The 13,206-nt window shown below is 54.0% G+C and carries 10 protein-coding genes; 2 read left to right on the top strand and 8 right to left on the bottom strand.

Annotation, left to right across the window (positions count from 1 at the left end):
- Nucleotide 1: 1 nt before the first annotated feature.
- The 3 genes from ftsN to Q9J79_RS02880 all read right to left on the bottom strand — a co-directional run bounded on the left by ftsN (nt 2) and on the right by Q9J79_RS02880 (nt 2,802).
- Nucleotides 2-865, bottom strand: a complete 864-nt coding sequence (ftsN, locus tag Q9J79_RS02890) for a cell division protein FtsN (protein WP_301673151.1) — start codon at nt 863-865, stop codon at nt 2-4.
- A 105-nt stretch (nt 866-970) separates the two neighbouring features.
- Nucleotides 971-2,467: a YifB family Mg chelatase-like AAA ATPase gene (locus Q9J79_RS02885; protein WP_304671554.1), complete on the bottom strand. Its 1,497-nt coding sequence runs from the start codon at nt 2,465-2,467 to the stop codon at nt 971-973.
- A gap of 14 nt (nt 2,468-2,481) precedes the next feature.
- Nucleotides 2,482-2,802: an accessory factor UbiK family protein gene (locus tag Q9J79_RS02880; protein WP_025457830.1), complete on the bottom strand. Its 321-nt coding sequence runs from the start codon at nt 2,800-2,802 to the stop codon at nt 2,482-2,484.
- Between the two features lie 481 nt (nt 2,803-3,283).
- Between Q9J79_RS02880 and putP the strand changes: the two genes are divergently transcribed.
- Both putP and putA read left to right on the top strand, forming a co-directional pair.
- The gene (gene putP, locus Q9J79_RS02875; RefSeq protein WP_107819899.1) at nt 3,284-4,810 is read left to right on the top strand and encodes a sodium/proline symporter PutP; all 1,527 of its coding nucleotides are present in this window, start codon (nt 3,284-3,286) and stop codon (nt 4,808-4,810) included.
- A 250-nt stretch (nt 4,811-5,060) separates the two neighbouring features.
- Entirely contained in the window at nt 5,061-8,666 is a 3,606-nt protein-coding gene (gene putA, locus Q9J79_RS02870) for a bifunctional proline dehydrogenase/L-glutamate gamma-semialdehyde dehydrogenase PutA (RefSeq protein WP_304685279.1), read from the top strand.
- A gap of 568 nt (nt 8,667-9,234) precedes the next feature.
- Here the strand turns inward: putA and Q9J79_RS02865 are convergent.
- From Q9J79_RS02865 to truA, 5 genes are all read right to left on the bottom strand, one after another.
- Nucleotides 9,235-9,396, bottom strand: a complete 162-nt coding sequence (locus tag Q9J79_RS02865; protein WP_301912337.1) for a hypothetical protein — start codon at nt 9,394-9,396, stop codon at nt 9,235-9,237.
- Nucleotides 9,397-9,721: 325 nt separating this feature from the next.
- On the bottom strand, nt 9,722-10,735 hold the full coding sequence (porB, locus tag Q9J79_RS02860; RefSeq protein ID WP_304685278.1) for a trimeric porin PorB: 1,014 nt from the start codon (nt 10,733-10,735) through the stop codon (nt 9,722-9,724).
- 680 nt (nt 10,736-11,415) lie between these two features.
- Complete coding sequence (locus tag Q9J79_RS02855) at nt 11,416-11,739, bottom strand: type II toxin-antitoxin system PemK/MazF family toxin (RefSeq protein ID WP_301912339.1); 324 nt, start codon at nt 11,737-11,739, stop codon at nt 11,416-11,418.
- Nucleotides 11,727-11,966: an AbrB/MazE/SpoVT family DNA-binding domain-containing protein gene (locus Q9J79_RS02850; protein WP_002218169.1), complete on the bottom strand. Its 240-nt coding sequence runs from the start codon at nt 11,964-11,966 to the stop codon at nt 11,727-11,729. The genes Q9J79_RS02855 and Q9J79_RS02850 overlap by 13 nt, the downstream gene beginning before the upstream one ends.
- A gap of 122 nt (nt 11,967-12,088) precedes the next feature.
- On the bottom strand, nt 12,089-12,886 hold the full coding sequence (truA, locus tag Q9J79_RS02845; RefSeq protein ID WP_301912340.1) for a tRNA pseudouridine(38-40) synthase TruA: 798 nt from the start codon (nt 12,884-12,886) through the stop codon (nt 12,089-12,091).
- Nucleotides 12,887-13,206 lie beyond the last annotated feature (320 nt).

Raw genomic sequence — 13,206 nt, 5'->3', positions numbered from 1 at the left:
ATTATTCGCCTTCAATCGCACGGATCAGGCTGGCGACCCCGTGCTTTTTCAACTCGTCCTGCATTTTTTTCACCGCATCGGCAGACATATTGCCGCTTTGCACGCGGTAAAGCGTTTTACTTCCTGCCTGATAGCCGACCACCTTGGAAGATATGCCCAAGATTGCCAGTTTGGCACGCTGCCCTTCCGCGCTCCGGCGGTCGGCATACGCACCCATTTGCAGATAATGCGTTGCTTCCGCCTTGTCGGACGTTTTCATTTTCTGCACTTCTTTGGCGGCGGCACTGCGCGCTTTTTCGATGCTGCCGCTGTTGAGGATTTGTTCCGGGGTCGGTTTGGGTGCAACTTTTTCCTTCGCCGCCTTTTTCTCTTCTTTTGAAGCTTTTTTCTCTGTTTCTTTAGACGGTTTTACCGCTTGTTTTTTAACCGTTTCGACATCTTTTTTCTGCGCTTTTTCCCTGACGGTTTGTTCACGCTCTTCCGTCAATGCTTTCTTGCGCACTGCCTGTCCGTCCGGCTCTTCCCGTTCCGGCTCGCCCGCCTTTTCTTCAACCTCGTCGGCTTTGTCGGCAACGGGCTGCTTGTCGGCAGTTTTTTCCGCATCCGACTGCTCTGCCTCTTTCGCAGCATCCGGTTCGGACAAGGCGTTTTGATCGGCCGGTTCAGGTCGGATGTCTTCCTTAGGCTGGTTTTTCGGTTTCAGGATTTCTGTTTCTGCAGGCTGCTTCGACGGAGCCGGGATTTTGAACGCATTTTGACCGCTCTGGTTCAGATAAAACAAAATACCGGCAATAATGACCGTCGCCAGTATCAAACCGAAGAAGAAACCGGACAGACCTTTTCCGGATTGGGAAAATTTGTTCATAAATATACCTTAATGTGTTTCAGACGGCATTAACGCCGTTTGCTTACGGGCGGATATTCTAACAATATCGCCATATTTGGGCAAAACCTGCTTCCATTCCCATTCCTATAAAGCGCGGCGGAAACCTATGGCTTTCATGACGTGGCTTCTACCGACTTCTTCATCGCCCGACAAATCCGCCAATGTACGCGCCACGCGCATAATGCGGTGGAAGCTGCGGGCGGAAAGGGAGAGTTTTTCCAGCAGGCCGCCCAAGGCTTCCTGCGCTTCTTTTTGGATGCGGGCTTGGGAATCGAGTTCGCTGACGCTCAAAGCGGCGTTGACTTTACCCTGCCGTGCGTATTGTTTGTCTCGGGCGGCGATGACGCGTTCCAAAACGGACGCGCTGCTTTCGCCCGCTTCCTGCTGCATCAGTTCGGCGGCGGACAGGCTCGGGACTTCGATGGTCAAATCGATGCGGTCGAGCAGCGGGCCGGAAATCTTGCTGCGGTAACGCGCGACGCTTTCGGGCGTGCAGCGGCAGGGCTTGACGGGATGCCCGAGATAACCGCACGGGCAGGGGTTCATGGCGGCAACAAGTTGGAATTTGGCAGGATAGACGGCTTGGCGCGCCGCGCGGGAAATGTGGATTTCGCCGTTTTCCAACGGTTCGCGCAAAACTTCCAAAACTTTGCGGTCAAACTCGGGCAATTCATCCAAAAATAAAACGCCGTGATGCGCCAGCGAAATCTCTCCCGGACGCGGATCCGAGCCGCCGCCGACCATGGCTGCCGAACTCGCGCTGTGGTGTGGGCTGCGGAAAGGACGGTGGCTGTCAAGTTGTTGCTGGTGGTTGGGCAGGAGCGAACGCAATGCCCACACTTCGACCAATTCGTCTTCGGTCAAAGGCGGCAGGATGCCGGGCAGCCGTTGGGAAAGCATAGATTTGCCCGTTCCCGGCGGCCCCATCATCAAAAGGCTGTGTCCTCCTGCGGCGGCAATTTCCAAAGCAAGGCGGGCAGTGTGCTGACCTTTCACATCGCACAAATCAGGTTGTCCGCCATGTTCAGACGACATTTGCGATACTGAACATTCGGTTTGCGCCAAAGGTTCGATACCGTTCAAATGAGCGGCGACTTCGCCCAAAGAGCGCGCGCCGTAAACGGTAATGCCGCGCATCACGGCGGCTTGTTCTGCGTTTTCCTGCGGCAAGACGAAGGAACGCCCCGCCCGCATACCCTGCCACGCCATCGCCAACGCGCCACGCACGGGGCGCAACAGCCCCGACAGTGCCAATTCCCCCGCAAACTCGTATTCCGCCAGCTTTTCGGGCGCAACCTGCCCCGATGCGGCAAGGATGCCGATTGCAATCGGCAAATCGAAACGCCCCGACTCTTTGGGCAGGTCGGCAGGGGCGAGATTGACGGTGATTTTTTTGACGGGAAACTCGAAGCCGCTTTGGATGATGGCGGCACGGACGCGGTCGCGGCTTTCTTTGACTTCCGTATCGGGAAGTCCGACGATGTTGAAATGCGGCAGACCGTTGGCAAGGTGGGCTTCCACTTCGACCAACGGCGCATTCATACCGCTCAAGGCGCGGCTGTAAACCAAGGCGAGCGACATATTTTCAGACGGCCTTATTCGCCGGCTGCGGTTTGCTGCCTGATTTCGGCGACGGCTTCTTCGGCAGCGGCTTCAGCCGCTTCCAATGCTGCCCGTTCGGGATTTTGCGCGGCTTCGAGTTTTGCCAAACGCGCTTCCAAAGCCGCCAGTTTGGTACGGGTTTTAATCAAAACCTGCTGCTGGATGTCGAATTCTTCGCGCGTAACCAAATCCATACGGTTGAACGCGCTGCCCAGCATCGCCTTAATATTTTTTTCCACATCTTTGGCAGGGCTGTTGGCGATGGTTTCGCTGATTTTCGAGCCGACTTCTTCAAAAAGCTGCTTGCCGAACATAATCTGTATCCTTCCTGAACATATCAAATTCAAGCGGCTATTGTATAAGGAAAAATGCCGTCTGAAAACGGGCGGCCGGCCATCTGCACAAAATGTTCCGCCCCCACTTCCGTTGCTAAACTACACTTCAAAACATAAGCAGGCGGAAAGCCGGTTTCACAACACCATCCCTTTTCAATTACAAACAACTACAAAATAATATCTTGTTTTAGATAGATTTTATGTTAACAATCTGCTTTTCTCCGCCTTTTTTCGACGGCAAGTGCTTTGCAAACAAAAGAATTTGGGTTATGCTGAACCAAATTATTTACAATTTCATGTGATTTCATTACATATCTTATTGTGATTGAAGATAATTTATCCGAATCCCCTTTCGGGTGTCCGGATTTTCAGTTGTACTTTTATTAGAAAAACATTTCAGGCGCAAGTTGCTTGCAATTTCAAAGCCTGTAATTCTGAAGTTTTAGACGAGGAATAGCACATGAATCCCATGTACATCACTTTTGCAATCTATCTGGTTGCAGTCCTTCTCATCGGGCTTGCCGCTTATTTTTCCACGCGCAATTTCGACGATTATATTTTGGGCGGGCGCAGCCTGGGCCCGTTTGTTACGGCGATGTCGGCGGGCGCGTCCGATATGTCCGGCTGGCTTTTGATGGGGCTGCCGGGCGCGATTTACCTGAGCGGTTTGAACGAAGCCTGGATTGCCATCGGCCTCTTGGTCGGCGCGTATTTCAACTGGCTCTTGGTGGCGGGCCGCCTGCGCGTGCATACCGAATACGCCAACAATGCGCTGACGCTGCCGGATTATTTCTTCCACCGCTTCGGCGCGGGCGGACACTTGATGAAAGTGGTTTCCGCACTGATTATCCTGTTCTTCTTCACGATTTATTGCGCCTCGGGCATTGTGGCGGGCGCAACCCTGTTCCAAAGCCTGTTTGAAGGTATGACTTACAATCAGGCAATGTGGCTGGGCGCGGGCGCGACCATCGCCTATACCTTCTTGGGCGGCTTCTTGGCGGTCAGCTGGACGGATACGTTGCAGGCATCTTTGATGATTTTCGCCCTGATTTTAACGCCAGTGATGGTCTATCTGGGCTTGGGCGGCGCGGAACAGATGTCTGCCGCGATTCAAAGCGTCGCCGCAGGCACGGGCAAAGAATACGGCAGCCTGTTTGCCGGTACGACCGTCATCGGCATCATTTCTACCGCCGCATGGGGCTTGGGCTATTTCGGACAGCCGCACATTTTGGCGCGCTTTATGGCCGCCGAAAGCGCGAAATCGCTGGTATCCGCACGCCGCATCGGTATGACTTGGATGGCGTTGTGCCTTGCGGGCGCGGTAGCGGTCGGTTATTTCGGCATTGCGTATTTCGGTGCAAATCCCGACAAAGTTTCTTCTATGAGCGGCAACCACGAACGCATCTTCATCGCGCTTTCCACCCTGCTGTTCAACCCTTGGATCGCCGGTATTATTTTGAGCGCGATTTTGGCGGCGGTGATGTCCACCCTGTCCTGCCAGCTTTTGGTTTGCTCCAGCGCGATTACCGAAGACTTCTACAAAGGCTTTTTGCGTAAAAACGCGCAACAGTCGGAACTGGTATGGGTCGGCCGCCTGATGGTCTTGGCGATTGCCGTGATTTCCATCCTGATTGCTTCCGATCCGAACAGCAAAGTATTGGGACTGGTGTCTTACGCGTGGGCAGGTTTCGGTGCGGCGTTCGGCCCGATTGTGATTCTGTCCGTATTGTGGAAACGCATCACTGCCTACGGCGCGTTGTCGGGTATGGTTGCAGGTGCGTTAACCGTTGTTGTGTGGGCGGAATGGGTGAAAAAACCGGCTCAAGCGGCAGGAGAAAGCGGCCTGTTGACGATGTACGAAATCGTGCCGGGCTTTATTGTTTGCTTGATCGTTGCCGTGTTGGTTTCCCTGTTCAACAAAGAACCTTCGCGCGAAATCCAAGAACGCTTTGAAAAAGCCGACGCAGACTACCGCGCCGCCCGATAAACCCCTTTCAGACGGCACGGCATCCCGGTTCGTGCCGTCTGAACCCGTTTCCGGGTCAAACACAAATAAACCTTGCCTGCATACAGGCCTTATTTGTGTTTTACCCGTTTCATTTTCAAAGAAACGGAAGCACCGATTCTGCCCGCATTTGAAGCCTTGTATTTCATCTGCGGATTTATTACGATATTACCGTATTCAGGCCGCACCGATGCCGTCTGAACCCCCCGAAAAACTTTGGAGAATCCAAAAAATGTTTCATTTTGCATTTCCGGCACAAACTGCCCTGCGCCAAGCGATAACCGATGCCTACCGCCGTAATGAAATCGAAGCCGTACAGGATATGTTGCAACGTGCACAGATGAGCGATGAAGAGCGCAACGCCGCCTCCGAGCTTGCCCGCCGTTTGGTTACCCAAGTCCGCGCCGGCCGCACCAAAGCCGGCGGAGTGGATGCGCTGATGCACGAGTTTTCACTCTCCAGCGAAGAAGGCATCGCTCTGATGTGTCTGGCGGAAGCCCTGCTGCGCATTCCCGACAACGCCACGCGCGACCGCCTGATTGCCGACAAGATTTCAGACGGCAACTGGAAAAGCCATTTGAACAACAGCCCTTCCCTCTTCGTCAACGCCGCCGCCTGGGGTCTGCTGATTACCGGCAAACTGACCGCCACAAACGACAAACAAATGAGTTCCGCACTCAGCCGCCTGATCAGCAAAGGCGGCGCACCGCTCATCCGCCAAGGCGTAAATTACGCCATGCGGCTTCTGGGCAAACAGTTCGTCACCGGACAGACCATTGAAGAAGCCCTGCAAAACGGCAAAGAACGCGAAAAAATGGGCTACCGCTTCTCCTTCGATATGTTGGGCGAAGCCGCCTACACCCAAGCCGATGCCGACCGCTACTACCGCGACTATGTCGAAGCCATCCACGCCATCGGCAAAGATGCCGCTGGCCAAGGCGTTTACGAAGGCAACGGCATTTCCGTCAAACTCTCCGCCATCCATCCGCGCTACTCGCGCGCCCAACACGGCCGCGTGATGGGAGAACTGTTGCCGCGCCTGAAAGAATTGTTCCTTTTGGGTAAAAAATACGATATCGGTATCAACATCGATGCCGAAGAAGCCAACCGCTTGGAGCTGTCTTTGGATTTGATGGAGGCACTCGTTTCCGACCCCGATTTGGCAGGCTACAAAGGCATCGGTTTCGTTGTCCAAGCCTACCAAAAACGCTGCCCCTTCGTCATCGACTACCTGATCGACCTTGCCCGCCGCAACAACCAAAAACTGATGATCCGCCTCGTCAAAGGCGCGTATTGGGACAGCGAAATCAAATGGGCGCAAGTGGACGGCTTGAACGGCTATCCGACCTACACCCGCAAAGTGCATACCGACATTTCCTACCTCGCCTGCGCGCGCAAACTGCTTTCCGCGCAAGACGCGGTATTCCCGCAATTCGCCACCCACAACGCCTACACCTTGGGCGCGATTTACCAAATGGGCAAAGGCAAAGACTTTGAACACCAATGCCTGCACGGAATGGGCGAAACCCTGTACGACCAAGTCGTCGGCCCGCAAAACCTAGGCCGCCGCGTGCGCGTGTACGCCCCGGTCGGCACGCACGAAACCCTGCTCGCCTACTTGGTGCGCCGCCTGTTGGAAAACGGCGCGAACTCGTCTTTCGTCAACCAAATCGTCGATGAAAACATCAGCATCGACCGCCTGATTAAGAGCCCGTTCGACACCATCGCCGAACAGGGCATCCACCTGCACAACGCGCTGCCGCTGCCGCGCGATTTGTACGGCAAATGCCGTCTGAACTCGCAAGGCGTGGACTTGAGCAATGAAAACGTATTGCAGCAGCTTCAAGAACAGATGAACAAAGCCGCCGCGCAAGACTTCCACGCCGCATCCATCGTCAACGGCAAAGCCCGCGATGTCGGCGAAGCGCAACCGATTAAAAACCCTGCCGACCACGGAGATGTTGTCGGTACGGTCAGCTTTGCCGATGCCGCGCTTGCCCAAGAAGCGGTTGGCGCAGCCGTTGCCGCGTTCCCCGAATGGAGTGCGACACCTGCCGCCGAGCGCGCCGCCTGCCTGCACCGTTTCGCCGACCTGCTCGAACAGCACACCCCCGCGCTGATGATGCTTGCCGTGCGCGAAGCAGGCAAAACGCTGAACAACGCCATTGCCGAAGTGCGCGAAGCCGTCGATTTCTGCCGCTACTACGCAGGCGAAGCCGAAAACACCCTGCCCAAAGATGCCGAAGCCGTCGGCGCGATTGTCGCCATCAGCCCGTGGAACTTCCCGCTCGCCATCTTTACCGGCGAAGTCGTGTCCGCATTGGCGGCAGGCAACACCGTCATCGCCAAACCTGCCGAACAAACCAGCCTGATTGCCGGTTATGCCGTTTCCCTCATGCACGAAGCCGGCATCCCGACTTCCGCCCTGCAACTCGTCCTCGGCGCAGGCGATGTCGGCGCGGCGCTGACAGGCGATCCACGCATCGGCGGCGTGATTTTCACAGGCTCGACCGAAGTGGCGCGCCTGATCAACAAAGCCCTTGCCAAACGCGGCGACAATCCCGTCCTGATTGCCGAAACCGGCGGACAAAACGCCATGATTGTCGATTCCACCGCACTTGCCGAACAAGTCTGCGCCGACGTATTGAACTCCGCCTTCGACAGCGCGGGACAACGCTGCTCCGCCCTGCGCATTTTGTGCGTCCAAGAAGACGTTGCCGACCGTATGCTCGACATGATCAAAGGCGCGATGGACGAACTCGTCGTCGGCAAACCGATTCAGCTCACCACCGATGTCGGCCCCGTCATCGATGCCGAAGCGCAGCAAAACCTGTTGAACCACATCAACAAAATGAAAGGCGTTGCCAAGTCTTACCACGAAGTCAAAACCGCTGCCGATGTCGATTCCGAAAAATCCACGTTCGTCCGCCCCATCCTGTTTGAATTGAACAACCTCAACGAACTGCAACGCGAAGTCTTCGGCCCCGTCCTGCACGTCGTCCGCTACCGCGCCGACGAACTCGACAGCGTCATCGACCAAATCAACAGCAAAGGCTACGCCCTGACCCACGGCGTACACAGCCGCATCGAAGGCACGGTACGCCACATCCGCAGCCGCATCGAAGCCGGCAACGTTTACGTCAACCGCAACATCGTCGGCGCAGTCGTCGGCGTACAGCCCTTCGGCGGACACGGTCTGTCCGGCACAGGTCCCAAAGCAGGCGGTTCGTTCTACCTGCAAAAACTGACCCGCATCCCCGAATGGGTTGCCCCGACCCTGAGCCAAATCGGACAGGCGGACGAAGCCGCGCTCAAACGTCTCGAAGCACTGGTTCACAAACTGCCGTTCAACGCCGAAGAGAAAAAAGCCGCAGCGGCCGCTTTGGGACACGCCCGCATCCGCACCCTGCGCCGTGCCGAAACCGTCCTTACCGGCCCGACCGGCGAGCGCAACAGCATTTCATGGCACGCGCCCAAACGCGTTTGGATACACGGCGGCAGCACGGTTCAAGCCTTTGCCGCACTGACCGAACTTGCCGCCTCCGGCGTACAGGCAGTGGTCGAACCCGACAGCCCCTTGGCTTCCTACACCGCCGATCTGGAAGGCCTGCTGCTGGTCAACGGCAAACCCGAAACCGCCGGCATCAGCCACGTTGCCGCCCTGTCGCCTTTGGACAGCGCGCGCAAACAGGAACTTGCTGCCCACGACGGCGCACTCATCCGCATCCTCCCTTCGGAAAACGGACTCGACATCCTGCAAGTGTTTGAAGAAATCTCTTGCAGCATCAACACCACAGCCGCCGGCGGCAACGCCAGCCTGATGGCGGTTGCCGACTGATTTTGCCAAAACCGCCCGAGCGCGGCCCGTGAACAAATGCCGTCTGAAAACCTTTCAGACGGCATTTTTATAGTGGATTAACAAAAATCAGGACAAGGCGACGAAGCCGCAGACAGTACAAATAGTACGGAACCGATTCACTTGGTGCTTCAGCACCTTAGAGAATCGTTCTCTTTGAGCTAAGGCGAGGCAACGCCGTACCGGTTTTTGTTAATCCACTATATTTCGTCATTCGCACAACTTGACGTTGATTACCTGCACAAGCCCAAATCGCAGCACCATCACGTTTTTACTTCATTATTTCAACTTCTTTTATTCCATCGTTCCCACGAAAACAGAAAACCAAAATAGAAACCCAAAATCCCGTCATTCCCGCGCAGGCGGGAATCCAGTCCGTTCGGTTTCAGTTGTTTCTGATAAATCTTGCAGCGTTGGGTTTTTAGATTCCCGCAACTTTTCGTCATTCCCGTGAAAACGGGAATCTAGAGCGTAGGGTTGAAGAAACCGTTTTATCCGATAAGTTTCCGTGCCGACAGGTCTGGATTCCCGCCTGCGCGGGAATGACGGTTCAGTGATTGTCGAAAGGTGAGGATTCGATGGATTCGATGGATTCGATGAAAACGGTGGAAATGTGGAATTGATGGAAATGGTGGGCTGAAGCCCACCCTACGGCTTGCTGATTCCCCGACACCGATGCCGTCTGAACCTTCAGACGGCATTTTTGATGCACTTACCGTTTACAGGCGTGGGACGGGCGTAAGGAAATACCCGAACCGTCATTCCCGATAACACCGTCATCTTGAAACCCGTCATTCCCGCGCAGGCGGGAATCCAGACCTGTCGGCACGGAAACTTATCGGGTAAAACGGTTTCTCCAACCCTGCGTCCTGGATTCCCACTTTCGTGGGAATGACGGGATCAGGTTTCCGTGCGGACGTGTTCGGATTCCCGCCTGCGCGGGAATGGCGACATATTTTGACATTGAATAAAAAAGACTAAAAACAGAAAAAAGCCTGTCTGACGACAGGCTTTTTGTTGATACCAATCTTTGCAGATTAGAATTTGTGGCGCAGACCGACGGTGCTGGCAGTCGATACGGTTTTGTTTGCGCCTTTGCCTGCTTGCAACCAGCCGGCAGAAACCAAGGCAGAAGTGCGTTTGGAGAAGTCGTATTCCGCACCGACGATAACTTGGTCGTAACGGTTGTCGCCGTCTGCTTTAGCAACAGTGCCTTTGAAGCCGTGGGCGTAAGAAACGCGGGGCGTTACGTTGCCGAAGCGGTATGCCACGGTAGCGGCAACTTCGGTTTGAGAGTTGTGCGAATTGGAAGCATCAGCCAATTTCGCATCTTGTTGCTGTACGGCTACGGAGGCGTACAGGGCATCGTTGTCGTAACCGCCGACCAAACGGTGAACTTGCAGTTTTTCAACAGGCTCGCCGACTGTGGCTTTAGTGCCTTCGCCGTGTCTTTGGAACAAGCCGGCGTATTGTGCGAAGAAGCCGCTGTTTTGGTAGTTCAAACCGACGTGGTAAGATTCGCCGTTTGCACCTGAATTGTCTTTAGGCGCGTATTGCACGCTGCCGCTGAAGCCGGCAAATTCTGGAGAATCGTAGCGTACGGATGCGTAGCGATGTTCCGGAGCAGAGATTTTGCTGACTTGCAGTACATTTTCGGTGTTAGAACCGGAATCCCAAGCGTTGACGTTGTCGCCGGTGCTTTTCAGGATGCTGTTCAGGTTACCGGCGCGGACGGTACCGAAGCCGCCTTTCAAACCGATGAAGGATTGTTTGTTGCCCCAGCCTTTGTCAGTACCGGCGATGGAGGCGCTTTGTTCCAACTGCCAAATGGCTTTCAGGCCGTTGCCGAGGTCTTCTTGACCTTTGAAGCCGATTTTTGAACCGAAGTCGGCGATTTCGCTGCCGGTTTCCACTTCAGTTACTTTGCCTTCTGTATGTTTTACAGTGCGGTAGGTTTCTACGCCGGCTTTGATGGTGCCGTACAGGGTAACATCGGCCATTGCTGCAACAGGAAGGGCTGCCAAAGTCAGGGCAATCAGGGATTTTTTCATTGCTGTATTCCTTTTTTGGTTAAGAAATTTAAGCGAACCGGGCTTTCCGAGCCGCTTAGCTTTGCATTTACCGCCGAGGGGCTCGGCGATTCCATGTCTGAAACTATAAATGTTCCTGTCTGAAAAAACAAACTTCTGCCTGTTTTTGTGTGGAATCCGATGTGTATTTTGAAGGGCGGATAGAGATATTATGAATATTTTTTGTTTTATAACATATAGTTATTTTAGATTTTTAAGATTTGCATTTTTACAACACTTACTCGGGAGGGTATTGGAGGGTATTGCAAACCGGGGGTTATAGTGGATTAACAAAAACCAGTACAGCGTTACCTCGCCTTAGCTCAAAGAGAACGATTCTCTAAGGTGCTGAAGCACCAAGTGAATCGGTTCCGTACTATTTGTACTGTCTGCGGCTCGCCGCCTTGTCCTGATTTTTGTTAATCCACTATATAAAGACAGCAAAAAACGCATACACGGTTTCTTTCGGAACGGGCGGATGTGAAATCCGCCCCTGCAATAAAATGCCGTCTGAACCGACAGGTTCGGATTCCTGCCAGTAAAAATGGCGGCAGCAAAGTTTTCTGTTTCAAATGCCGTCTGAAAGGGTGAAAAGGTTGCGGGCGGATGTAAAACCCGCCCCTGCGGCAGGATAATGAACACAATCAATTCAGACTATTCAATCAGGCAAACATCTCCTGCAATACTGCAAACAGTTTTTCAGCCGTACTGTTGTCTAAATTTCCAAGATGTTTGACCAATCCGGCTTTATCCACAGCCCTAATCTGTTCGGGCAAAAGCAGACCGTCTTTATCCTGAAAGCGGACATTGACGCGGAACGGGGCAGGACGGCTTCCGCTCGTCATAGGAACGATCAGCACAGTCTTGAGATAGTTGTGTATTTCAGGAGGAGATACTACGACACAAGGACGTGTCTTTTTGATTTTGCTTCCTACGGTCGGGTCTAAGGAGACCAGATAGATTCCGCCGCGTACTACCATATCCATTCTTTATCCGCTTCGTTTTCAATTTCGGAAAAAAAATGCTCCTGCTCGGTTTCGACAAGCATTGCGGCAGCTTCTGCCCATCCCCTGCGAACGGTAGGACAGCTTAAAATAATATTGCCCTTTTCAACTGTAACAGCCAAGCTGTCCACTGCCCCTATTTGACCCAATAATGATTTGGGCAGAATCACTCCTTGCGAGTTTCCCATTTTGCGTATGTTGAGAATCATATACGTACCATATTTACCAGTTTATGTAATAACAATGTCATTACTTTGATGAGGTAGTGTCAACATTGAAAAAGATTGCCTGACAGTTTGTCCGATTTCAAAATCTCCGCAACAAGAATGTTTTAAAGCCATTCGGGGATTTGGGGGCGGATGATGCCGTATGCCTCGGGATAATCGACGCCGGTCAGGTAGAGTCCGTCGGGCATGAAGGTCGGTGGGGCTTTGAGGCGGCTGCGTTCTTGAATCAGTGCGGCGAAGCCTTCGACGCTGAGTCTGCCGCTGCCGACATAAACGAGCGCGCCCATGATGTTGCGTACCATATGGTGCAAAAAGGCGTTGCCGTGCAAATCGAGGCGGATCAGTCCTGCGCTTTGGGTAAGGTCGGCGCGGTAAATGGTTTTGACGGGGGATTTTGCCTGGCACTCGGCGGCACGGAAACTGGAGAAGTCTTGTTCGCCGATCAATAAGGCGGCAGCCCGACGCATCGGTTCGATGTCGAGTTTGAGGTGTGTCCAGCCTGCCCTGTTTTTGAGCAGTGGGGAACGGACGGGGGTGGATTCGAGCAGGTAGCGGTAGTGCCGTCCGTATGCATCGAAGCGTGCGTGAAATTCGGGTGCGGTCTGTTGGGCGTGCAAAACGGCTATGCCTTCCGGCAGGTTGGCGTTCACGCCGCGTATCCATGCCTGTTGGGGACGGACGGCAGTTGTGTCAAAGTGGATGACTTGGGCGGTGGCGTGCACGCCGGTATCGGTTCTGCCGGCAACGGTGGTGGCGACAGATTCTCCTGCGATTTGGGCGAGTGCGGTTTCCAATGCCGTCTGAACGGTCGGTACGCCGCCTGCCTGTTTCTGCCAGCCGTAAAAACGGCTGCCGTCATAGGATAGGGTCAGTGCCCAGCGTTGTTTTTGTGCGGTATCCATCGGGTTGGTGATTCGGATAAATGTTCAGACGGCATTGTATCGCAGATTTTGCAGGGAAACGGCAAACGCCCGGGGCGCGCGGCGTTGTTTGGGGAGATGTTCGAAAGAGAGGTGGATACAGGGTGCGCCGCAGGGTGTTGCGTAGCAACTGTATTTTTCACCCCGTCGGGCAAAAATACAGTTGCTACGCATCCGCCCTACACCTGAAAAGATTTCAAACAACCTGAGACCTTTACAAAATTCCTTTTCCCCCGACAGCCGAAACCCCAACACAGGTTTTCGGCTGTTTTCGTTTCAAATATCCACTGATTCTACCCAAA

The sequence above is a fragment of the Neisseria viridiae genome (genome assembly GCF_962747995.1).
Taxonomy (GTDB): Bacteria; Pseudomonadota; Gammaproteobacteria; order Burkholderiales; family Neisseriaceae; genus Neisseria; species Neisseria viridiae.
Note: the sequence above shows the minus strand (reverse complement) of the source record. Positions and strands in the feature narration are given on the sequence as shown.

What these genes read in the sequence shown, in the direction of transcription:
- ftsN (WP_301673151.1), bottom strand. Translation starts at nt 865, where the DNA reads ATGAACAAATTTTCCCAATCCGGAAAAGGTCTGTCCGGTTTCTTCTTC.
- Q9J79_RS02885 (WP_304671554.1), bottom strand. Translation starts at nt 2,467, where the DNA reads ATGTCGCTCGCCTTGGTTTACAGCCGCGCCTTGAGCGGTATGAATGCG.
- Q9J79_RS02880 (WP_025457830.1), bottom strand. Translation starts at nt 2,802, where the DNA reads ATGTTCGGCAAGCAGCTTTTTGAAGAAGTCGGCTCGAAAATCAGCGAA.
- putP (WP_107819899.1), top strand. Translation starts at nt 3,284, where the DNA reads ATGAATCCCATGTACATCACTTTTGCAATCTATCTGGTTGCAGTCCTT.
- putA (WP_304685279.1), top strand. Translation starts at nt 5,061, where the DNA reads ATGTTTCATTTTGCATTTCCGGCACAAACTGCCCTGCGCCAAGCGATA.
- porB (WP_304685278.1), bottom strand. Translation starts at nt 10,735, where the DNA reads ATGAAAAAATCCCTGATTGCCCTGACTTTGGCAGCCCTTCCTGTTGCA.
- Q9J79_RS02855 (WP_301912339.1), bottom strand. Translation starts at nt 11,739, where the DNA reads ATGGATATGGTAGTACGCGGCGGAATCTATCTGGTCTCCTTAGACCCG.
- Q9J79_RS02850 (WP_002218169.1), bottom strand. Translation starts at nt 11,966, where the DNA reads ATGATTCTCAACATACGCAAAATGGGAAACTCGCAAGGAGTGATTCTG.
- truA (WP_301912340.1), bottom strand. Translation starts at nt 12,886, where the DNA reads ATGGATACCGCACAAAAACAACGCTGGGCACTGACCCTATCCTATGAC.